Here is a 20,971-nt window from a genome sequence, read left to right as displayed (position 1 = left end):
CGACTGTAACCGGAACGTCACATGATCTACAGCAAACGCAAACTTGCAGTCGTGCATCGGACACTACGGTGAACCCATGACCACTCCCGTGCTCGAGGCCCGTGACCTCGCCAGAACCTACGGCCGCGGCGCGACGCGGTTCGACGCGCTCAAGGGGGTGTCGCTGGCGGTGCACCAGGGCGAGAGCCTGGCGATCGTCGGAAAGTCGGGCTCCGGCAAGTCGACGCTGATGCACCTGCTCGCACTGCTCGACAAGCCGTCGGCCGGACAGGTGCTGCTCGACGGCACCGACGCGGCGACGCTCGGTGCGCGGCAGGTCAACCGAACCCGGAACAGCACCTTCGGGTTCGTGTTCCAGCAGTTCTTCCTCACGCCGAAGACCTCGGTGCTCGACAACGTCGTGCTCCCGCTCAAGATCGCCGGTGTCTCCGGAGCCGAGCGGAAGCGCCGGGGCATGGCGGCCCTCGATGCGCTCGGGTTGGCCGACAAGGCGAAGAACGACGCCAACGACCTGTCCGGCGGCCAGAAGCAGCGCGTGGTCATCGCCCGGGCGCTGGTCGGTGAGCCGAGCGTGATCTTCGCCGACGAGCCGACCGGCAACCTCGACACGAACACCGGACAGGTGGTCGAGGACATGCTGTTCGGGCTGCAGCGCGAGCGGGGGATCACGCTCGTCGTGGTCACGCACGACGAAGAGCTCGCCGCGCGCTGCGACCGCAGCGTGAACGTCCGCGACGGCCTGATCGTCGGCGGACCCGACGACGTGGTCGACGCGTCTGCCACGCACGGAAGGCACTCCGCATGAACTTCCTCGACCTCCTGCGCACCGCGGTCTCGAACACCTTCCGCTCGAAGCTGCGCACGACCCTGACCGTCATCGCGATCTTCATCGGCGCCTTCACGATCACGCTCACGTCGGCGATCGGCACGGGCGTCAGCAACTACATCGACAGCCAGGTCTCCTCGATCGGCGACACCGGTTCGCTGACCATCACGAAGGCGGTCGACAGCACCTCGACCGACAGCGGCCCGGCGAAGTACGACCCGGACGAGTCCGGCCAGAGCGTCGACCGCGGCCCGGCGTCGTTCTCGTACCTGTCGCAGTCCGACGTCGACGCGATCAAGAAGACGGACGGCATCAAGAGCCTCCGCCCCGCGGTCGCCCTCGCACCGAAGTACGCCGAGTACGGGGAAAAGGGCAAGTACGTCGTGTCGCTCACGGCCAACGCCGGCGAGCTCGACGCCGACCTGGCGAGCGGCAAGCAGCTCGACGACGAGACCGACGCCAACCAGGTGATGCTGCCGACGGACTACCTGAAGAACATGGGCCTCGGCAGCGCTTCGGCCGCCGTCGGCAAGGAGCTCACGATCGCCGTCGACGACTACCAGGGCAAGCCGCACACGCTCACCGCCACAGTCGTCGGGGTGCAGAACGAGTCGCTGTTCGGCAGCGGTGCCGGGGCGAACGCCGCACTGACCGACGCCATGCAGGCCGCGCAGGAGATCGGCAAGCCCGACTCGATAGCGACGTCCTACGCCAGCGCCACCGCGACGCTCGACACCGACGCCTCCGTCACCACGGTCAAGAAGTCCCTGGCCGACGACGGGTTCCTCGGTCAGACCATCCAGGACCAGCTCGGTCAGTTCCAGACCGTCATCAGCGGCATCGTCGGGGTCCTGAACGCCTTCGCCGTGATCGCGCTCGTCGCCGCCGGCTTCGGCATCATCAACACCCTGCTCATGAGCGTGCAGGAGCGCACCCGCGAGATCGGCCTGATGAAGGCGATGGGCATGGGTGGTGGCAAGGTCTACACGCTGTTCTCGCTCGAGGCGGTGTTCATCGGGTTCCTCGGCAGTGCCATCGGCGCCGGGGTCGCGATCCTGCTCGGCACCGGGATCTCGAACGTCCTGGCCGGCACGCTCCTCAAGGACCTGCCGGGGCTGCAGATCATGCAGTTCGCGCCGGGCTCCGTCGCCACGATCATCCTCGTCGTGATGTTCATCGCGTTCCTGGCGGGCACCCTGCCGGCACGACGAGCGGCACGGCAGAACCCGATCGAGGCGCTCCGGTACGAGTGACAGGCAGGGGTGCCTAGTGTCTGGACGGTGACGACGTTCGGACGCGACCTCGGTGACGGCTACACGCTGACGCTGCGCGACCTGACGACGGTCGACCCGGTGCTCGCACTCGTGCACGCCAACACCGATCGTCTGCGGGCCGCCGAGCCCTGGGCGTGGGACCCCCAGACCCGCGAGGCCATCGCCCTGCACACCGAGCGGCTGCTCGGTCAGTTCGCGATGGACCGCGCGCTGCCCTGCGTCATCCGGGCGGACGACCGCATCGTCGGGGTGGCCTCGCTGACGTTCGATCCGTACCTGGGCCAGGCATCGCTCGGCTACTGGGTGGACGCCGGACAGGAGGGCCGTGGTGTCGTCCGGCGGGCCGCCACCGTGCTGATCGGGGTCGCCCGGGCGCGCGGGTCCGCACGGATGGAGATCCGGACGGCGGTCGACAACGCGCGGAGCCGGGGGCTCGCCGAGCGGCTCGGCTTCGCGCATGAGGGCACCCTGCGAGGCGCGCTGCCCCTCGGCCCCGAGCGTGTTGACGTCGCCGTGTACGGCCTGCTGCTCTGACGCCCGTCGCCGTCGTGCAGGCCGCCGGCCGCGGCCGACGGCCGCTGGCCGCTGGCCGCGCTCCCGGTGTGCCGCAGCGCCGCACAACCAAAGCCCATCCGAACCGCGCCGACCGCCGGTTCGACGGCACTTCGGTTGTGCGCGGCGCGTCGGCACCGGGTGCCCGCGCGACCGTCGTGCAGGCCGACCGACACCGGTCGCCGGTATCGTCGGAGCATGGCTTTGTTCGGACGACGCAACCCCGACGTGCGCGATCGACCCATCAGCCAGGTCGAACTGAAGCGGGCGGTCGACGAGGGCTTCCTCATCGCGAAGGCCGCCGTCACCATCGCGGTGGCCAACCGCATCATCACGAACGCCCTCCGTGACCAGGGGTACTTCGACCACGCGCTCATCGCCGAGGCCACGCGCGAGGAACTCCACCGCATGGCCGAGGAACAGCGGGGCGACGCCGCACGCATGCGGGAGATCCGCTCCACCTCGAGCAAGCAGAAGGGCCGTTCCCGCCACCAGCACGACTACCGGCGGGGCGACGACCTGAAGCTCCGGATGCGCGAGGCCACCTACGAGCAGCTCGCCACCATGCTCGACAAGCGGCGCGACGACCAGCACTTCGTCGACGGCATCGTGCTCGCCGCGCGGGCCCGCGCCTGGGACGACATCGGCACCACCGTCGTCGGACGCCTCGGTTGGGCGCAGCGCCCGGCGGACGACTACGAGATCGGCCGCGACGACCGGCTGCAGCAGATGCTCGACGAGGACTTCGCCGAGTTGCTCGCCGAGCACCCCGTCGGATCGACCCCGGTCGACGCCGACGAGCCCGACGACGCCGACGGTGACCAGGACGAGTCGGACCCCGCTGATCCCGACACCTCGCGCACCTGACCGGTACTTGATATACCGCCTCGACTTCGATATGCTCATCGAGTAACGCCCCAGGACCATTCGGCTCGCCGGACTCCTGGGGCGATTGCTGTCTCAGAGGCGATTGCTGTCTCAGAGGAGTGCGACGAGGGGCGCGATGATCGATCCAGCCACGCTGCAGGCACTCCCGAGGCTGCTCAGCGCAGCGCGTTTCGACCGGTACGCGGCCCGCTACGACGGCCGTACCGACCTCGCTGCCCGGCTCTACGCCTGGAACTCAGAGATCGCGTCGGCGTTCTGGGGTCCCGTCGGTTGCCTCGAAGTGTTCGTCCGGAACGCGCTCCACGACGAACTCCGCCGGGGGCGTCGTGACGACTGGTGGAACGACGCCGCAGTCCACCTGCTGGAACGCGAACGCCGAGCGGTCGATGACGCCACTCGGACCCTGCGTCGACGGGGCTTCGCCGATCCCGAACCGGATCCGGTGGTCGCCGCGACGAGCTTCGGTTTCTGGGTCGGCCTCACCGATGCGGGCGTCCCCCGAGACCCGATCTGGAGCTACGAGACGACGCTCTGGCAGCCGCGGCTCGTACACGCGTTCCCCGGCCTGGGAGCGGTCCGACGCAAGCAGCTGCACCGGCGACTCGATGCGGTGCGCAGGTTCCGGAACCGGCTCGCCCACCACGAACCGATCCACAACGCGCCGTTGGCGGCCATCCGCGACGACATCGTCGCGATCGCCGGAGCGATCGATCCCGACGCAGCGGCCTTCATCACCGGTGCGCACCGTATCGACGACGTGCTGGCTCGGAAGCGGATGGCGGTGTCGACAGGCGCTTCGGTGATCTGACCGACACCACACGCAGTCACGAGTCCCTAGGCTCGGTGCATGGTTGATGCGGTGGTCGTCGGAGCGGGACCGAACGGGCTCGCGGCAGCGGTGACGCTCGCACGCGCCGGACTGTCGGTCGAGGTCGTCGAACGGAACGACACGATCGGCGGCGGCGCCCGCACGGCCGAGCTCACCCTTCCCGGCTTCCTGCACGACGTCTGCTCCGCCGTGCACCCGATGGCCCTGCAGTCGGAGTTCTTCCGGCTCTTCCGGATGGAAGAGCGCATCGAACTCCGCCTGCCCGAGGTGCAGTATGGCCACCCGCTCGACGGCGGCCGCGCCGGCATCGCCTACCAGGACCTCGACCGCACCGCCGCCGAGCTCGGGGCCGACGGTCCGGCCTTCAAGCAGCTGATGGCCCCGCTGGCGGAGAACGCCGGCCAGGTCGCCGACTTCGCGACCGACGCGCTGCTGCACGTGCCGCGGCACCCCCTGACCGTCCTGCGCTTCGGCCTGCGGGCGCTCGAGCAGGGCACCGCCGCGTGGAACCTGCGCTTCCGCGGTGAGGCCGCCCCGGCGATGGTGTCCGGCGTCGCCGCGCACTCGATCCAGCACCTGCCGTCCCTGTCCACCGCGGCGGCGGCACTGTCGCTCGGCTCGTACGCGCACGCCCGCGGTTGGCCGGTGCCGATCGGCGGCAGCCAGGCGATCGTCGACGCGCTCGCCGCCGACCTCGTCGCGCACGGCGGCCGCATCGTCACCGGGCAGGAGGTCCGGTCGCTCGGTGACCTCACCCCGGCGAAGGCGGTGCTGTTCGACACGAGCGTGCCGGGCATGCTCCGGATCGCGGGCAAGCAGATCCCGACGCCGAAGCGCGGGGCGCTGCGTCGCTTCCGGTTCGGCAACGCGGCGGCGAAGGTCGACTTCGCGCTGTCCGACCCGGTGCCGTGGACCAACGAGTCGCTGCGGAAGGCCGGGACCGTCCACATCGGCGGGACCCGCCAGGAGATCGCGGCGGCGGAACGGGCGGTGGCGCACGGGCAGCACGCCGAGCGCCCGTACGTGCTCGGGGCGGAGCCGACCGTGGTGGACCCGACCCGGGCACCGGCCGGTAAGCACGTCTTCTGGGCCTACGCGCACGTCCCCGCGGGGTCGGACGTCGACCCGACCGAGGCCGTCACCCGCCAGATCGAGCGGTTCGCGCCGGGGTTCCGCGACACGATCCTGTCGTCGAGCTCTCGCACCGCCGTGCAGATGGGCGAGTACAACCCGAACTACGTCGGTGGCGACATCGCCGCCGGTGCCGCGAGCTTCTGGCAGCTCGTCAAGCGCCCCGTCCTGTCCAGCAACCCGTGGCGGATGGGCGGCGGCATGTACCTGTGCTCCGAGTCCTCCGCGCCCGGCCCCGGCGTGCACGGGATGGCCGGGTGGCACGCGGCGAAGAGCGCACTCCGGCACACCTTCGGCCTGCCGGAGGACGTCGACCTCACCCCGGAAGGCTGATCACCATGGCGAAGAACGTCCGCATCCTGCACTGCCGTCCCGAAGCCGTCTTCGACGTGCTCGGCGACGGGTGGCTCTACACGACCTGGGTGGTCGGGGCCTCGCGCATGCGCCAGGAGGAGTCCGACTGGCCGCAGGTCGGTACCCACCTGCACCACTCGTTCGGCGCGTGGCCGATCGTCATCAACGACGTCACGACGTCGCTGGTGTGGGAGCCGCCGCACCGCATGGTCATCCAGCCGAAGGGCTGGCCCATCGGCGAGGCCCGCGTCGAACTGACGGTCGAACCGCACCGGCACGGCAGCAAGGTCACGATCACCGAGAACGCGGTGGCCGGGCCGGGTTCGTACGTGCCCGACTTCCTCATGCAGCCGCTCATCTGGATCCGCAACCGCGAGACGCTCCGCCGCCTCGAGTGGGTGGCCGTCGGGCGCGCGGCCAACGCCTGAGACGTCCCCCGAGACGGACGGGAGGCCCGTGGCGGCGCCGCCACGTGCCTCCCGTCCGCCCTGTGGGTGCGTCGACTACTCGACGCGCGAGAACTCGCTGGCCCGCGCCACCTGGTCGTCGGTCAGGGCGACGCCCGTGTACCGCTCGAACTGGCGCGCCGCCTGCAGGGCGATGACCTCGGCGCCGGTGATGACGTGCTTGCCGGTGTCCCGGCCTGCCCGCACGAGCGGGGTCTCCGACGGGAACGCGACCACGTCGAAGACGGTGTGCGCCGCCTCGATCCGTTCCGGCGCGAAGGCGAGTGCGTCCTGCTGGTCGCCGCGCATGCCGAGCGGGGTGACGTTGACGACCAGGTCGGTCTCCCCCGCCTCATGCTCGTCGGCCACCCAGTCGTAGCCGTACTGCGACGCGAGGGCCGGGCCGGTCTGCTCGTTGCGGGCGACGACCGTCAACCGGTCGAAGCCGGCACCGCGGAACGCCGCCGTGACGGCCTTGGCCATGCCGCCCGAGCCGCGGAGCAGCACGCGCGAAGCCGGGTCGACCTCGTGGGACCCGAGCAGGGCGGCGATCGCCTCGTAGTCGGTGTTCGACGCGGTGAGCACGCCGTCGTCGTTCACGACCGTGTTGACCGACTGGATCGCGGCGGCGGAGTCCTCGATGTGGTCGACCAGCGGGATGATCGCCTCCTTGAAGGGCATCGACACGGAGCAACCGCGGATCCCGAGCGCACGGATGCCGGCGACGGCGCCGGGCAGGTCGGTCGTGGTGAACGCCTTGTACAGGAAGTTGAGGCCGAGCTCGTCGTACAGGTAGTTGTGGAACCGGGTGCCGATGTTGCTCGGTCGCGCGGCCAGCGACATGCAGACCTGCATGTCCTTGTTCAGGATGGGCATGCCCCCAGTCTCGCACCCTCTCGCTTTCGCGTCCTCGCAGGGATGGAGCGGTCCACGCAGACCGGGTACCGCGCGCCGGGGTAGCGTCGGTGCCGATGACTGAGATCCCGGAGACCATGCGCGCTGTCCGCTTCGACGAGTGGGGTGACCGATCGGTCCTGCACGTCGCCGAGGTGCCCGTTCCCGAGGTGACGCCCGGGCGGGTGCTCGTCCGCGTCCGCGCCGCGGGCATCAACCCCGGTGAGTCCGCCATCCGCCAGGGTGCGTTCGGCGGCGACCTGCCGTCCGGGCAGGGCACCGACTTCGCCGGCATCGTGGTGGCCGTCGGGGCCGAGGTCGACGGCGTCGACGAGGGCGAAGAGGTCATCGGCTGGTCGTGGGACCGCGCGAGCCAGGCTGAGTACGTCTCCGTGCCGGCCGTCCAGGTCGTCCAGAAGCCACGCCTGCTCGACTGGACCGTGGCGGGTGGCCTCGACGTCATCGCGACCACCGCGGCCGCAGCCGTCCGTGCGGTCGACCCGCGTCCGGGCGAGACCGTCGTGGTGTCCGGTGCCGCCGGCGGGGTCGGCGGCTTCGTCACCCAGCTGCTCGCGAACGAGGGCATCGACGTCATCGCCGTCGCGTCCGAGGCGAACCACGAGTGGCTCCGTTCCAAGCGTGCACGGCCGGTCGCGTACGGCGACGGGTTGCAGGAGCGCATCGCCGAACTCGCGACGAACGGCGTCGACGCCGTCATCGACACCCACGGCGCCGAGTACGTCCGGCTCGGCATCGCCCTCGGGGTGCCGGTCGACCGCATCGAGACGATCATCGCGTTCGACGAGGCCGCCGAGGTCGGGGCGAAGGCCTCGGGCAGCGCGGACACCGCCGACCCGGAGATCCTCGGGGCGCTCGCCCTCGAGGTCGCGAACGGCGCGATCGAGGTGCCCGTCGCCGCGACCTACCCGCTCGACCGCGTGCAGGACGCCTTCGAGGAGCTCGAGCAGGGCCACACCCGCGGCAAGATCGTCCTCATCCCCTGATCCCAGCGCCGCTCAGGGCCGGTCCGGGGGTTTCCCCCACCACGCTCGGGGTGCGTCCCGGATGCGCTCGACCGGCGGCGTTGCGTAGCGTCGTCGGTATGAGCACACTCTCCCGTCCCCGCAACGGTCGTCTGCTGGCCGGCGTCTGCGCCGGTCTCGCCGACCGCTTCAACCTGTCCCGCACCCTGGTCCGGGTGGTCTGGGTCATCCTGAGCTTCTTCCCCGGGCCGCTGTGGATCGCGTACGTCGTGCTGTGGTTCGTGATGCCACCCGAGGGTGGTCGGCGGCGCTGAGGGGTCGGGGTCGCGCTGAGCACCGGTCCGTCCGGACGGGTTAGTGTGGCGGCGTGCCGGTCTCCGTCTTCGATCTGTTCAGCGTCGGTGTCGGCCCCTCGAGCTCGCACACCGTCGGCCCGATGCGGGCCGGTGCCGAGTTCGCCACCCTCGTCCGTGGCCTGCCCGTCGCGTCCGTGGTGGTCGACCTGTACGGGTCCCTCGCGTCGACCGGGCAGGGGCACGGCACCCTCGGTGCCGTCGTCGCCGGGCTCATGGGGTCACACCCGGAGACCGTCGACCCCGATGCCATGGTCGTCGCGCTCGAGGCCCTGGAACGTGACGGTGTCCTGCGGCTCGACGGCGGTGCGAGCGTGCCGTTCCGCCTCGCCGACATCGTCCTGCACCCCCTGACGATGCTCCCCCGGCACCCGAACGCCATGCGGCTGCGTGCCCGTGACGCCGCCGGGACCGATCTGGCCGACGAGACCTACTACTCGATCGGTGGCGGGTTCATCGCGCGGGACGAGGCAGCCGAGCCCGCGGCGGACGCGTCGGCTGCCGTCGCCGGTGCGGCGATCCCGGTCGACGACGCCGTGCCCCACCCGTTCTCGAGCGGCGCCGAGCTGCTCGCCGCGTGTGCCGGTTCAGGTCTGCCGATCAGCGGCGTCGCCCTGGCGAACGAGGCCGTCACCCGGACCGACGCCGAGATCCGGTCCGGACTGCTGGGCATCCACGGCGTGATGGATTCGTGCGTCGACCGTTCCGTCCGCAGAGGTGGGTGCCTGCCCGGCGGGCTCGACGTCCGCCGTCGCGCCGCCACCTGGCACGAGCAGCTCACCCGCGAGGACCCCGACCACGACCCGCTCTTCGCGATGGAGTGGGTGAACCTCGTCGCCATGGCGGTCAACGAGGAGAACGCCACCGGAGGCCGCGTCGTCACCGCCCCGACGAACGGCGCAGCCGGCATCATCCCCGCGGTCCTGTACTACGCGCTCACCTACGTGCCCACGGTCGCCGACGCCCCCGCCGCCGAACGGGACGACGCCGTCGTGCGGTTCCTGCTCACCGCCGGGGCGATCGGGTCGATCTACAAGGAACGGGCGTCGATCTCCGGCGCCGAGGTCGGCTGCCAGGGCGAGGTCGGATCCGCGGCGTCGATGGCGGCTGCGGGGCTCGCCGAGGTCCTCGGGGGCACGCCGGAGCAGGTCGAGAACGCCGCCGAGATCGCGATGGAGCACAACCTCGGGCTGACCTGCGACCCGATCGGCGGTCTGGTGCAGATCCCGTGCATCGAGCGGAACGCGATCGCGGCGAACAAGGCGATCAACGCCGCCCGGATGGCCCTGCGCGGCGACGGGGTGCACCACGTGTCGCTCGACCAGGTCGTCGAGACGATGCGGCAGACCGGGGCGGACATGTCGTCGAAGTACAAGGAGACCGCGATGGGCGGGCTCGCGGTGAACGTCCCGCTCTGCTGAGCGTCCGCTCGCGCGTCAGGCGTGCAGGAGCGTCAGCAGTCGTGCTGTCTCGGCGGCGATGGCGTCCCGGCCCGCCGACACGTACTTGCGCGGGTCGACGACGTCCGGCCGCTCGTCGAGCACGGTGCGGAGCGCACGGGTGAACAGGCCGTTCAGGTGCGTCGAGATGTTGATCTTCGTCATCCCCGCGTGCACGGCGCCGCGGAGTTCGTCGTCGGACAGGCCCGAGGACCCGTGCAGCACGAGCGGCACCGGCACCGCGGCACGGAGGCGTTCGACCAGGTCGCGGTCCACCGAGGCCTCGCGGGTCTGCATCGCGTGCGAGGTCCCCACCGCGACCGCCAGGGCATCGACCCCGGTGTCGGCGACGAACGCGGCGGCGTCGGTCGGATCGGTGCGGACGCCGGGCGCGTGCACGCCGTCCTTGCCGCCGACCTCGCCGAGCTCGGCCTCGATCGCGACACCCGCGGCGTGACACCGCGCGGCGAGCTCGCGGGTCGCTGCCACGTTGGCGGCGAAGTCCAGGTGCGAACCGTCGTACATGACCGAGTCGACGCCCAGGTCGACGCCGGCCGCCACCAGCTCAGGGTCCTCGATGTGGTCGAGGTGCACGAGGACCTCGACGTCGGCGGCACGTGCGACCGCCTGGGTCGCGGTCGTGATCGGTGCGAGGCCGCCGTGGTAGCGGACGCAGTTCTCGCTGATCTGCAGGATCACCGGCAGACCGGCCAGCTCGGCGCCGGAGACGATCGCCTCGGCGTGCTCGAGCAGCACCACGTTGAACGCACCGACCCCGCGGCGTGCCGTGCGGGCGGTGTCGAGCAGGCCGGTGAGGGCGAGGTCGGTGATCATGCGGGGGTCCTCGTTCGGTCGTGGGCGGGAGCGGGCGGGGTGGACAGGAAGCGGTGGACGTCTGCCGGGTCGACCGCGCCGGCCACCGGCTGGAGGACGGCGGCCGCCCCGTGTGCGGCGGCGGACCGCAGGGCTCGGAGCAGGGTGGCGTCGTCGGGGGCCGGGACGCTGCCGTCGGGCGCGGGGAGACCGGCACCGACGAGCACCTCGACGAGGACACCGACGAGCCCGGCGGTGGCGGCGTCACCGGCGCCGGTCGGGTTGCCCGAGACCCCGGGGACCGCCGGCACCTCGAGCACGTGCTCGGCGGTGTGGGCGGCGATGCCGTCGGATCCGCGGGACACCACGACGACCGTCGCACCGAGTCCGAGGAGCCGGAGTGCCCCGGACCGCTCGTCGTCAGTGCCCGTGGCCTCGAGCAGTTCCTCGCGGTTGGGCTTGCAGACCGTCGCGCCGGCCGAGGCGGCAGCCAGCAGCGCGGTGCCCGAGCAGTCGACCACCGAGAGCACACCGCGGTGGCGAGCGGCGGTGACCCAGCGGGCGACGACCGCGGGATCGGTGTCGCGGGGCAGCGAGCCCGACACGACCAGGGCGGCTGCGGGCGGGGCACCGGCGGCATCGCCGTCGAGCAGTGTCTCGACCGCGGCGGTGACCGTGTCCCACTCGTCGGGGCTGAGCACGGGTCCGGGCTCGCCGAACATCGTCGGGTGGGCGAGGTCGTCCACCACCGTCACGGTCGTGCGGGTCTCACCACGGACGGCGACGTCGGTGTGGACGAGCCCGAGGTCGTCGAGGGCGTGGGTGATCCAGCGCCCGCCGTCGCCGCCGAGGGGCAGCACGGCGTGGGTCGGCACGCCGGTGGCGGCGAGGACCCGCCCGACGTTCAGGCCCTTGCCGCCGGGGCGCCGCTGGACCTCGAGCACGCGCTGGGTCTCGCCGATGCGCTGCTCGGAGACCCGGTAGGTCACGTCGACGGCCGGGTTCGGGGTGACGACGAGGATCATGCGACCACCGCCGTCGGCAGGGCTCGGACGCTGCCGCGCTCCGGGTCGAGCACGACCAGGTCGGCGGGGGCGCCCACGCTGAGTGGTGCCGGAGCCCCGAGCAGGCGTGCCGCACGCCCCGCGGACGCCGCGACGACCTCGGGCAGGTCGGTCCCGGCGTCGAGCAGGCGGCGGACGGCGTCGGCGACCGTGATCGTGCTGCCCGCCAGCGACGAACCGTCGGCGAGCACGGCGAGCCCGTCGCGGACGGTCACCGCCGATCCGGCCACCGAGTACGTGCCGTCGGGGCAGCCGGTCGCAGCCATGGCGTCGGAGACCAGGACCATCCGGCCCGGAGCATTGCGCTGCACGAGGGTGACCGTCACGGGATCGAGGTGGTGGCCGTCGACGATGCACTCGAGCAGCACACGGTCGTCGGAGAGCGCAATCCCGACCGGCCCGGGCGCACGGTGGTGCAGCGGGGGCATCCCGTTGAACAGGTGGGTGACGAGCGAGGCTCCGGCGTCGACCGCGCGGCGTGTCTGCTCGGCGGTGGCGTCGGTGTGGCCGATGGCGACGACGACCCCGGCTTCGACGAAACGGGCGAGGGCCTCGAGTGCACCCGGGAGCTCCGGCGCGAGCGTGACGATCCGCAGGGCGCCACCCGCGGCGTCGCAGTAGGCGTCGACCTCGGCGGGGTCCGGGGCGTGCAGCAGGTCCACGCGGTGCGCCCCGCGACGGGCGGGCGCGAGCCACGGCCCCTCCAGGTGCAGCCCGGTGAGCGTGCCGTCCGCGACGAGCGGCCGGAGCCGGGTGAGGGCCGCCACGGTGTCCGCGCGCTCGCCCGTGGCGATGGACCCGACCAGGGTGGTCGTGCCCCGTGACCGGTGGTGCCCGGCGGCGACACGGGCATCCTCGGCGGAGCACCCGGCGAAGTCGTGCCCGAGCGCCCCGTGGGCGTGCAGGTCGACGAACCCGGGCACGACCACACCGTCGACGGTGACGGCGGTGTCCGTGCGCATCGGGGACCCGGTGCCGGTCGCCAGAACGGTGTCGTCGTCACCGATGACGAGCCAGCCGTCGTGCAGGTCTGCCTGGGCCGTGACGATGCGATGGGCCCGGACGAGGGTGGTCACAGCAGGACCCCGGTCTCGGCCTCGAGCAGCGCGCGTGCGAGGAGCCCCGCACCGATGGCGCCGGCTGCGTCACCGTGCCGGGCGGGGACGATGACGGGGACACGGACGCCCTGCAGACGCTCCGAGACGGCGTCGCGCAGCGGGTCGAGCAGCAGCGGGCCCGACTCCGCGAGTCCCCCGCCGACGATGATGGTGTGGACCCCGGCGACCGCGGTGGTCCAGGCGAGTGCGTCGGCCAGGACCGCGACGCAGTCGTCCCAGACCGCACGGGCTGCGGGGTCGCCCTGGCGGACCAGGAGCATGGCGGCGTGAGCGGACGGCAGGCCGGAACGACGTGCGACTCCCCCGGCGGACGCGATCTCCTCGACGCGGTGGCCCACGTGCGGGCCGGCCTGGATCCGGACCTGTCCGATCTCCCCCGCCCAGCCACCGCCGGACACGACGGCGCCGTCGACCACCAGGGCGCTCGCGAGCCCGGTGCCGACCGGCACGAACGAGACCGACCCCCGCGAGAGCGCCGGGTCGCCGGCCCGGACCTCGGCCAGGGCACCGGCGCGGACGTCGTGGCCGAAGGCGATCGGGACGTCGATCCCCTGCCGCAGGAGCTCGGCGCGGACGAGGTCACGCACCGGGACGTCGCGCCACCCGAGGTTGACGGACAGGTCCACGGTGCCGCGGGTCTCGTCGACGACGCCGGGGGTCACCACCCCGATGGCTCCGAGCTGCGCCCGTCGCGTGGCTTGTGCGGCCAGTCCGGCGACGACGGCGGCGAGGCGCTCGGCGCCCGGGTCGTCGCGCGGCGTCGGTACCCGGGTCTCGTCGAGGACGAGTCCGTCGGCGGTCGTCAGCCGGGTCTTGATGCCCGTGCCGCCGACGTCGACCCCGAGCACCGCGCCTGCGCCGCCCATCAGGTGAGGATGACCGACCGGGTGAGCGACCGGGGGTTGTCCGGGTCGAGCCCACGTCCCTCGGCCAGGGCGACGGCGAACCGGTGCACGACGACGAGTCCCGCGATCGGGTCGAGGTCGTGGTGGACGAAGCGGGCGCCGGTGGCGGCGACCTCGTCGGCCAGTCCGTCGGGCGCAGTACCGAGCGACCAGACGAGCCGTCCGGGCTGGGCGATCGCGATGGGACCGTGCCGGTAGTCCATCGCCGGGTAGGACTCGGCCCAGAACTGTGCGGCCTCACGCGTCTTGAGCGCGGCTTCGAACGTCAGGCCGACGGCGGACCCACGACCGACGAACGAGACCTGCTCGGCGTCGAGCAGGTCGTCGATGGGCACCGTCAGTGCGGTCTCGGCCTGGGCTGCGAGCGCGTCGACGTCGTCACCGATGGAGGCCCGCAGCAGTGCGAGCGTCGTGGTGGCGAAGCGGGTCTGGACGACCGAGCGCTCGTCGGCGAACGGCAGGGCGACGACCTGGTCGGCGACGGCCGCGGCGGGGCTGTCGGCGACGGCCGTGATCAGGACGGTCCGCTGCGACGGCAGGGCCTGCAGCAGGTCGACGATCTCGGTCGTCGTGCCCGAGCGGCTGATCATGAGCACGCGGTCGTACTCGCGGGACGCGGGGTACTCGGACCCGGCGAAGGCATCGGTCACGCCGAGGCCCGCCTGCTCACGGGCGACGGCGTAGCTCATGGCGATGAACCAGCTCGTGCCGCAGCCGATCACGGCCACGCGTTCGCCCGGCTGAGGGAGCGCATCGGCGAAGGTCGGCAGGAGCGCGGCGGCTGCACGCCAGGTCTCCGGCTGCGAGGCCAGTTCAGCGCTCACGAAGGTGTCGGTCATGGGAGCCTTCCGGGTCCGGATCGATCCGGGTGATCGATGATCAGGAAGCGTAGCGAGCGATCGTGCGCAAGGGAAGGGCAAAACGTCATTTCCGATCACCGAGCGACGGTGGTGACGCCGTAGGATGACCGTCATGACCCCCCAACAGCGGCTGAACGCCCTGCTCGAACTGGTGAGTGAACGCGGCAACGTGTCGATCGCCGAGATCGGGGAGCTGCTCGGGATCTCCGCCGCGACGGCTCGCCGTGACCTCGCGACCCTCGCCGACCAGCGGCTCGTCACGCGCACGCACGGGGGAGCGGCAGCACTCGGGGCCGGGTACGAGCTCCCGCTGCAGTACAAGATCGCCCGGCAGGCCGAGGCGAAGACGGCGATCGCTCGCGCGGCCGCCCGGTTGGTGCAGCCGGGGGAGACCGTCGGGCTCAACGGCGGGACCACCACGACCGAGGTCGCGCGTGAACTCGGCAAGAGCGAGCGGTTCATCCGCGCCGACGGCGAGTTCGGCATCACGATCGTGACGAACGCCCTGAACGTCGGGTACGAGCTGTCGGTCCGCGCCAACGTGAAGATCGTGGTCACCGGTGGTGTGGCGCGGCGGCAGTCCTACGAGCTCGTCGGGCCGCTCGTCCGGGACACCCTCGACGAGTTCGCCCTCGACCTCGTGGTGCTCGGTGTCGACGGGCTCACCGGCCAGTACGGCGCGACGACCATGCACGAGGGCGAGGCCGAGGTCAGCCGCCACTTCGCCTCGGTCGGGCGACGGGTCGTCGTGGTCGCCGACTCGACCAAGATCGAACGGTCGACCTTCGCCCGGATCTGCCCGCTCGACCGCATCGACGTCCTGGTCACCGACCAGCCGGTGCCGGCCTCGTTCGCCGCCGACCTGGCCAGCGCAGGCGTGGAGCTCGTCGTCGCCGACTGAGCGCCCCCTGCGACCACCCCGGAACGGTCCGGACGTTTCGATCGTGTAAAACCCTCCCCGGCACGGATGCGTGAGCGATCTGTGAGCGCCTATTGTGCATTCATGATCGATTCGGCATCATGGGCGTCACATTCACGCAAGGGAGCGATGAGCATGGGCGCTGACAACGCAGGACTCCGCGTCGCGGTGATCGGGATGGGCCAGCGGTCCGCCATCGCGCGCCACGTGGCCGAGGCAACGGCCGACGACGCGTCGCTGCAGGCCCGGGTCGTGGCCGTCGCGGACGTCACCGCGGCCGGCCGGGACCGCGGGCACGACGAGTACCCGGACGCCCTGGTGGTCGAACACCACCGTGACCTCACCGGCCACGTCGACGCGGCCATCGTCACCACGCCGGACTGGACCCACGCCGAGATCGCGATCGACCTGCTCCGCGCGGGCATCGCCGTCTACCTCGAGAAGCCGCTGGCCATCACGGTCGAGGACGCCGACGCCGTCCTGAACACCGCGGCGGAGACCGGGACGCCGCTGTACGTCGGGCACAACTTCCGGCACGCCGCCGTCGTCCGCCTGATGCGCGAGATCGTCGACCGCGGCGAGATCGGTCAGGTCAAGGCCGTCTGGTGCCGGCACTTCGTCGGCAACGGGGGCGACTACTACTTCAAGGACTGGCACGCCGACCGCAGCAAGGTGAACTCCCTGCTGCTGCAGAAGGCGAGCCACGACCTCGACGTCATCCACGCGCTCGGCGGGGGTGACACCGCCCGGGTCGTCGGCATGGGGTCGCTGTCGGTCTACGGCGACGTCACCGACCGGCGCGACCGCAGCGGCGAGCTCATGGGGGACTGGTTCTCCCACGACAACTGGCCGCCGCTCGCCCAGACCGGGCTGAACCCCGTCGTCGACGTCGAGGACGTCTCGATGGTGATGATGACGCTCGACAACGGGGTGCAGGCCAGCTACGAGCAGTGCCACTTCACCCCGGACTACTGGCGGAACTACACCGTCATCGGCACCGAAGGACGCCTCGAGAACATCGGCGACACCGGTGGTGGCGTCGTGAAGGTCTGGACGCACCGCCGGGGTTGGGACACCGCGGGGGACCGCGAGTACCCGATCGACGGCGTCGAGGACGGTCACGCCGATGCCGACCTGCTCACCATGACCGAGTTCCTGCGGTCCGTCGCGTTCGGCGAACCGTCGGAGCTCTCCCCCATCGCGGCCCGTGCCGCGGTCGCCGCCGGCGCGCTGGCCACGCGCTCGCTCCGCAACGGGTCCGTCCCCATCGACGTCCCCCCACTGCCGGCCGACACCATCGCGCACTTCACCCGCTCCACCCCCTCCACCCCGCATCCCGCCCAGACCGTCGGTTCCTGACGGCCGTGCGAAAGGACACCCCGATGACCGCACACATCCCCACCCGAGGAACCGGCGTGCGCCGCGTCCTCCTCGGCGCCGTCGCCGCACTCGGCGCGGCCGCACTCCTGGCCGGCTGCTCCTCGTCGTCCGGAGCGTCCGGCTCCGATGGCGACTACGAAGCCGCGCCGAAGGACACCAAGGCGTCCCTGACCTACGCCGTCTGGGACGAGAACCAGGTCAAGGCCATCAAGGCCAACCTGAAGGGCTTCAACGAGGAGTACCCGGACATCAAGGTGAGCGTCGACGTCACGCCGTTCGCCAACTACTGGACGAAGCTGCAGACCCAGGGCTCGAGCAACACCCTGCCCGACCTGTTCTGGATGAACGGCCCGAACTTCCAGCTGTACGCGGCGAACGGCAAGCTCGCGCCGATCACCGGCGAGGTCGAGTCGGGTGACATCGACGCGTCGAAGTACTCGAGCGCACTCAACGACCTGTACACGTACGACGACACCCAGTACGGCGTACCGAAGGACTTCGACACCATCGGCGTCTGGGTGAACAAGTCGCTGTTCGAGCAGGCCGGCATGGACCTGCCCTCCAAGGACTGGACCTGGGACGACTTCCAGCGGACCGGCGCCGAGCTGTCCGAGAAGCTGCAGGCGAAGGGCGCCTACGGCGCAGCCGGTGGCATGGACGGCCAGACGACGTACTACAACACGATCCTGCAGGCCGGGGGATCGGTCGTGAACGCGGACGGCACCGAGTCCGAGTACGCCACGAAGGCCTCCGAGGACGGCCTGCAGTTCTGGACCGACCTGATCGACTCGGGGGCATCGCCCTCGATCAAGCAGCTCACCGACACCACGGCCGACCAGTGGTTCACCTCGGGCAAGCTCGCGATGTACCAGGGCGGCAGTTGGTTCCGCTCCGCGCTGACCGGCACCGAGCTCGAGAAGGACGTCGTTGCCTACCCGCTGCCCAAGGGCAAGGAGCAGGCGACCGTCATCCACGGTGTCTCGAACGTCGTGTCCGAGGCGAGCAAGGACAAGGCAGCCGCCCAGGCACTGCAGGTCTATCTCGCGGGCAAGACGGCCCAGCAGCAGCAGGGCGACATGGGCGCGGTCATCCCGGCGTACGAGGGCACGCAGAGTGCCTTCACGAAGACGATGCCCGACGCCGACCTGCAGGTGTTCCTCGACGCGGTGGACTACGCGAAACCGCTGCCGGTGTCGAAGAACACCGCCGCCTGGAACACCCTCGAGACCACCCTGCTGCCGAGCGCCTTCGACGGGTCGAAGCCCGTCGACCAGGTGGCAGAGGACCTCGCACAGAAGATGGACGCCGCCCTCGCCAAGGAAAAGTAGGACCCGCGCGTGACGATCAACACCGAGCGGCCCCCGGCCGCAGCCACCCCCGCCCGGACGACACGTTCGTCCGGGCGGGGTGCCCCCGCGCCGCGCGCCGACGGCGGCCGAGCGCCACGACGGACCGACGGCTGGTGGCCGTGGCTCTTCGTGCTCCCGTTGCTCGTCGGCGTCGGCACCTTCTACATCTGGCCGATCATCCAGACGTTCTGGTACTCGTTCACCAGCTGGGGCGTCTTCGGGGGCGCCACGTTCACCGGCGTCGCCAACTACGTCCGACTCGTCGGTGACCCGCAGCTCTACCAGTCACTGCTCAACACGGTGATCTACACCGTGATCGTCCTCGCCGGGATCCCGATCGCGGTGTGGCTCGCCAGTCTGCTGAACACCCCGGGGCTGCGGTTCGCCCAGTTCTACCGGGTGCTCTTCTTCCTGCCGTACGTCGCCATGCCCGCGGCGATCGCCCTGGTCTGGCGCATCATGTACAACGGCGACTACGGCATCGTGAACTGGTTCCTCGGGAACTTCGGCATCGACGGCCCGTACTGGATCTCGACCCCCGGCTTCGCGCTGATCGCGGTGAGCCTGGTCGGCCTCTGGTCGTCCCTCGGGTTCTCGATGATCATCCTCGGCGCCGGGCTCAAGGACATCCCGCCGGAGCTCTACGAGGCCGCGGAGCTCGACGGCGCGAGCCGGTGGCGGCAGTTCCGCTCGGTCACCGTGCCGTTGCTCAGCCCGAGCATCTTCTTCGTGGTGATCGTCACGACGATCTCGAGCTTCCAGCTGTTCGACCTGCTGTACGCGATCCTCGGCAGCACCAACCCGGTGATCCCGAAGACGATGTCGCTCGTCTTCTACTTCTACAGTGCCGGGTTCATCGACAACGACAAGGGCTTCGCGGCTGCGATCGCGATGGTGATCTTCCTGCTCATCGGCATCGTCACGCTCGTGCAGTTCCGCGTCCAACGGAAGTGGGTGCAGGGATGACCGCCACCGTCACACCGCCTCGGACCGCGCGTCGGCCCGGCCGTCGCGGCGGCAGCCACTGGTGGATCCACGTCGTGCTCGGCATCGGCGGGTTCGCGATGGCGTTCCCGTTCCTGTGGCAGATCATCATGTCGCTCTCCACGAACGCGCAGGTGCAGTCCGTCACGCCGGTCTTCTGGCCGGGGGAGCTGCAGTGGCAGAACTACGCGCAGGTCTTCGAACGCCTGCCGTTCCTCAGCCAGCTCGGCACGTCCGTGTACGTCACGATCATCCGCACGCTCGCGCAGATCGTCCTGTGCACGCTCGCCGGGTACGCCTTCGCCCGGATGCGGTTCCGCGGTCGGGCAGCCCTGCTCGCGATCGTGCTGTCGATCCTGCTCGTGCCCTCGCAGGTCTACCTGATCTCGCAGTACCAGATCGTGCAGGGGCTCGGCTGGCTCGACACCCTGATGGGGATCGTCGCACCCGGGCTGTTCAGCGCCTTCGGCACGTTCCTGATGCGGACCGCGTTCCTGAACATGCCGCCCGAGCTCGAGGAGGCAGCGCGGATGGACGGTGCGAACCCGTTCCAGACGTTCTGGCGGATCATGCTTCCCCTGGCCCGACCCTCGATCAGCGTGCTCGCGATCACGACCGTCTTGTGGTCGTGGAACGAGCTGCTCTGGCCGCTCGTGGTCTCCACCCGCGCCGAGGACATGCCGCTCGCCGCCGGCCTCGCGACGCTGTCGAGCGACCGCACGATCGACTACCCGGTGCTGATGGCCGCCAGCCTGATGGCGATGGCACCGGTGCTCATCATGTTCGTCGTGCTGCAGCGTCGGGTGATGGACGGGCTCGCGTCGTCCGGTCTGAAGTGACCACCGTGACCCCCGGCCTGGAGGCCCGTCCCGCGTCCGTCGCGGTCCTCGCCGCCGCCGTGGGGTCACCGGACGACTCCGCGACGGTGGCGGCCGCACTGGACGCCACCGTCGCCGACGCCGGGTCCGCGGAGCGGGACGCGCGGCTGGTGGCGGCGCTCCGCTCCAGGGTGCCGGAAACCGCCGACGCCCTCGCGGAGCGTGGGCTCCCGCGCGCGCTCGCCGAGGCATCCGTCGCCGACGTCGACCGCAAGCTCGCACGCTACGGGCTGCACGGCACCGGAGTGGAGTGGCTCGTCGCCGTGGTGACCGGGCGTGTGGTGGCCGTGGGGCGCCTCCAGTTCGAACTCGGCGACCACCTGGCGGACGGCACGCCGGCCTGGGGTGTGCACGTGCCGGAGACCGGGCCGCTCGACCCGGTGGTCTGCGACCGCTCGTTCGCCCGCGCACCCGAGGTCCTGCGCGGCCTCGCACCGCAGCTCGCTGCGGACCGGTGGCAGTGCCGCTCCTGGATGCTCGATCCGGGCCTGCCCGCCGCGCTCGGCCCCGATGCCAACCTCGTGCGCTTCGCCCGGCGCTTCCGTCTCGTCCCGCCGGGGGAGCACGATGCGACCGAGGGGGACGCCAGCGTCGCGAAGTTCGTCTTCGGGGTGCCGCTGGCGACCGCACGCTCCGCGGCGCCGTCCGGTCGGTTGCGCGCGGCGGTGCTCGACCGGTGGGCGAGCGGTGGGCACTGGACCGAGCGGACCGGCACGGCACCGGTCGCATGAC

22 protein-coding genes are annotated in these 20,971 nt (G+C 71.3%); 16 read left to right on the top strand and 6 right to left on the bottom strand.

What is annotated here, in order from left to right; genetic code table 11:
• The first annotated feature begins 76 nt into the window (after window positions 1-76).
• The 7 genes from BIU89_RS07925 to BIU89_RS07895 all read left to right on the top strand — a co-directional run bounded on the left by BIU89_RS07925 (window position 77) and on the right by BIU89_RS07895 (window position 6,282).
• Window positions 77-805 carry an ABC transporter ATP-binding protein gene (locus BIU89_RS07925; RefSeq protein WP_051597014.1) on the top strand — a complete coding sequence of 243 codons (729 nt, stop codon included), beginning with the start codon at window positions 77-79 and terminating at the stop codon, window positions 803-805.
• Window positions 802-2,079 carry an ABC transporter permease gene (locus BIU89_RS07920; protein WP_071245633.1) on the top strand — a complete coding sequence of 426 codons (1,278 nt, stop codon included), beginning with the start codon at window positions 802-804 and terminating at the stop codon, window positions 2,077-2,079. Before BIU89_RS07925 ends, BIU89_RS07920 begins: the two co-directional genes overlap by 4 nt.
• 27 nt (window positions 2,080-2,106) lie before the next feature.
• The gene (locus BIU89_RS07915) at window positions 2,107-2,634 is read left to right on the top strand and encodes a GNAT family N-acetyltransferase (RefSeq protein ID WP_071245631.1); all 528 of its coding nucleotides are present in this window, start codon (window positions 2,107-2,109) and stop codon (window positions 2,632-2,634) included.
• Window positions 2,635-2,850: 216 nt separating this feature from the next.
• Window positions 2,851-3,519, top strand: a complete 669-nt coding sequence (locus BIU89_RS07910) for a hypothetical protein (RefSeq protein ID WP_027466829.1) — start codon at window positions 2,851-2,853, stop codon at window positions 3,517-3,519.
• A gap of 136 nt (window positions 3,520-3,655) precedes the next feature.
• Window positions 3,656-4,348: a hypothetical protein gene (locus BIU89_RS07905; protein WP_071245627.1), complete on the top strand. Its 693-nt coding sequence runs from the start codon at window positions 3,656-3,658 to the stop codon at window positions 4,346-4,348.
• A gap of 39 nt (window positions 4,349-4,387) precedes the next feature.
• Complete coding sequence (locus BIU89_RS07900; protein ID WP_071245625.1) at window positions 4,388-5,833, top strand: phytoene desaturase family protein; 1,446 nt, start codon at window positions 4,388-4,390, stop codon at window positions 5,831-5,833.
• Between the two features lie 5 nt (window positions 5,834-5,838).
• A complete protein-coding gene (locus BIU89_RS07895) occupies window positions 5,839-6,282 on the top strand; it encodes an SRPBCC family protein (RefSeq protein ID WP_071245623.1) in 444 nt (147 codons plus the stop codon).
• A 75-nt stretch (window positions 6,283-6,357) separates the two neighbouring features.
• On the opposite strand, the gene BIU89_RS07890 is transcribed toward BIU89_RS07895, so the two are convergent.
• Window positions 6,358-7,176, bottom strand: coding sequence for a shikimate 5-dehydrogenase (locus tag BIU89_RS07890; RefSeq protein WP_071245621.1), 819 nt, complete (start codon window positions 7,174-7,176; stop codon window positions 6,358-6,360).
• A gap of 95 nt (window positions 7,177-7,271) precedes the next feature.
• On the opposite strand from BIU89_RS07890, the gene BIU89_RS07885 reads away from it, so the two are divergent.
• From BIU89_RS07885 to BIU89_RS07875, 3 genes are all read left to right on the top strand, one after another.
• A complete protein-coding gene (locus BIU89_RS07885; protein WP_071245619.1) occupies window positions 7,272-8,198 on the top strand; it encodes an NADP-dependent oxidoreductase in 927 nt (308 codons plus the stop codon).
• Window positions 8,199-8,296: 98 nt separating this feature from the next.
• Entirely contained in the window at window positions 8,297-8,491 is a 195-nt protein-coding gene (locus BIU89_RS07880; protein WP_027466823.1) for a PspC domain-containing protein, read from the top strand.
• 53 nt (window positions 8,492-8,544) lie between these two features.
• Complete coding sequence (locus BIU89_RS07875; protein ID WP_071245617.1) at window positions 8,545-9,951, top strand: L-serine ammonia-lyase; 1,407 nt, start codon at window positions 8,545-8,547, stop codon at window positions 9,949-9,951.
• 15 nt (window positions 9,952-9,966) lie between these two features.
• Here BIU89_RS07875 and BIU89_RS07870 read toward each other — a convergent pair whose 3' ends face one another.
• Genes BIU89_RS07870 through BIU89_RS07850 form a run of 5 tightly spaced genes read right to left on the bottom strand, consistent with a single transcriptional unit; the run spans window position 9,967 to window position 14,708 of the window.
• On the bottom strand, window positions 9,967-10,803 hold the full coding sequence (locus BIU89_RS07870) for a class II fructose-bisphosphate aldolase (protein ID WP_083404240.1): 837 nt from the start codon (window positions 10,801-10,803) through the stop codon (window positions 9,967-9,969).
• Window positions 10,800-11,807 carry a 1-phosphofructokinase family hexose kinase gene (locus tag BIU89_RS07865; RefSeq protein ID WP_071245615.1) on the bottom strand — a complete coding sequence of 336 codons (1,008 nt, stop codon included), beginning with the start codon at window positions 11,805-11,807 and terminating at the stop codon, window positions 10,800-10,802. The genes BIU89_RS07870 and BIU89_RS07865 overlap by 4 nt, the downstream gene beginning before the upstream one ends.
• Window positions 11,804-12,922: an N-acetylglucosamine-6-phosphate deacetylase gene (gene nagA, locus BIU89_RS07860; protein WP_071245613.1), complete on the bottom strand. Its 1,119-nt coding sequence runs from the start codon at window positions 12,920-12,922 to the stop codon at window positions 11,804-11,806. The genes BIU89_RS07865 and nagA overlap by 4 nt, the downstream gene beginning before the upstream one ends.
• Window positions 12,919-13,830, bottom strand: coding sequence for an ROK family protein (locus tag BIU89_RS07855; RefSeq protein WP_071245611.1), 912 nt, complete (start codon window positions 13,828-13,830; stop codon window positions 12,919-12,921). Before BIU89_RS07855 ends, nagA begins: the two co-directional genes overlap by 4 nt.
• The gene (locus BIU89_RS07850; RefSeq protein WP_071245609.1) at window positions 13,830-14,708 is read right to left on the bottom strand and encodes an SIS domain-containing protein; all 879 of its coding nucleotides are present in this window, start codon (window positions 14,706-14,708) and stop codon (window positions 13,830-13,832) included. Before BIU89_RS07850 ends, BIU89_RS07855 begins: the two co-directional genes overlap by 1 nt.
• Before the next feature lie 133 nt (window positions 14,709-14,841).
• On the opposite strand from BIU89_RS07850, the gene BIU89_RS07845 reads away from it, so the two are divergent.
• The 6 genes from BIU89_RS07845 to BIU89_RS07820 all read left to right on the top strand — a co-directional run bounded on the left by BIU89_RS07845 (window position 14,842) and on the right by BIU89_RS07820 (window position 20,970).
• On the top strand, window positions 14,842-15,630 hold the full coding sequence (locus BIU89_RS07845) for a DeoR/GlpR family DNA-binding transcription regulator (RefSeq protein ID WP_027466817.1): 789 nt from the start codon (window positions 14,842-14,844) through the stop codon (window positions 15,628-15,630).
• A gap of 147 nt (window positions 15,631-15,777) precedes the next feature.
• A complete protein-coding gene (locus BIU89_RS07840) occupies window positions 15,778-17,007 on the top strand; it encodes a Gfo/Idh/MocA family protein (protein WP_071245607.1) in 1,230 nt (409 codons plus the stop codon).
• 23 nt (window positions 17,008-17,030) lie between these two features.
• A complete protein-coding gene (locus BIU89_RS07835) occupies window positions 17,031-18,356 on the top strand; it encodes an ABC transporter substrate-binding protein (RefSeq protein WP_083404239.1) in 1,326 nt (441 codons plus the stop codon).
• A 9-nt stretch (window positions 18,357-18,365) separates the two neighbouring features.
• On the top strand, window positions 18,366-19,343 hold the full coding sequence (locus BIU89_RS07830) for a carbohydrate ABC transporter permease (protein ID WP_027466814.1): 978 nt from the start codon (window positions 18,366-18,368) through the stop codon (window positions 19,341-19,343).
• Complete coding sequence (locus tag BIU89_RS07825) at window positions 19,340-20,200, top strand: carbohydrate ABC transporter permease (RefSeq protein WP_071245605.1); 861 nt, start codon at window positions 19,340-19,342, stop codon at window positions 20,198-20,200. The genes BIU89_RS07830 and BIU89_RS07825 overlap by 4 nt, the downstream gene beginning before the upstream one ends.
• Window positions 20,197-20,970, top strand: coding sequence for a hypothetical protein (locus BIU89_RS07820; RefSeq protein ID WP_071245604.1), 774 nt, complete (start codon window positions 20,197-20,199; stop codon window positions 20,968-20,970). The genes BIU89_RS07825 and BIU89_RS07820 overlap by 4 nt, the downstream gene beginning before the upstream one ends.
• The last annotated feature ends 1 nt before the right edge of the window (window position 20,971 follow it).

This window comes from Curtobacterium sp. MCBA15_005, from assembly GCF_001864855.1.
Classification (GTDB): Bacteria; Actinomycetota; Actinomycetes; order Actinomycetales; family Microbacteriaceae; genus Curtobacterium; species Curtobacterium flaccumfaciens.
This window is presented reverse-complemented; position numbering and strand designations above follow the sequence as displayed.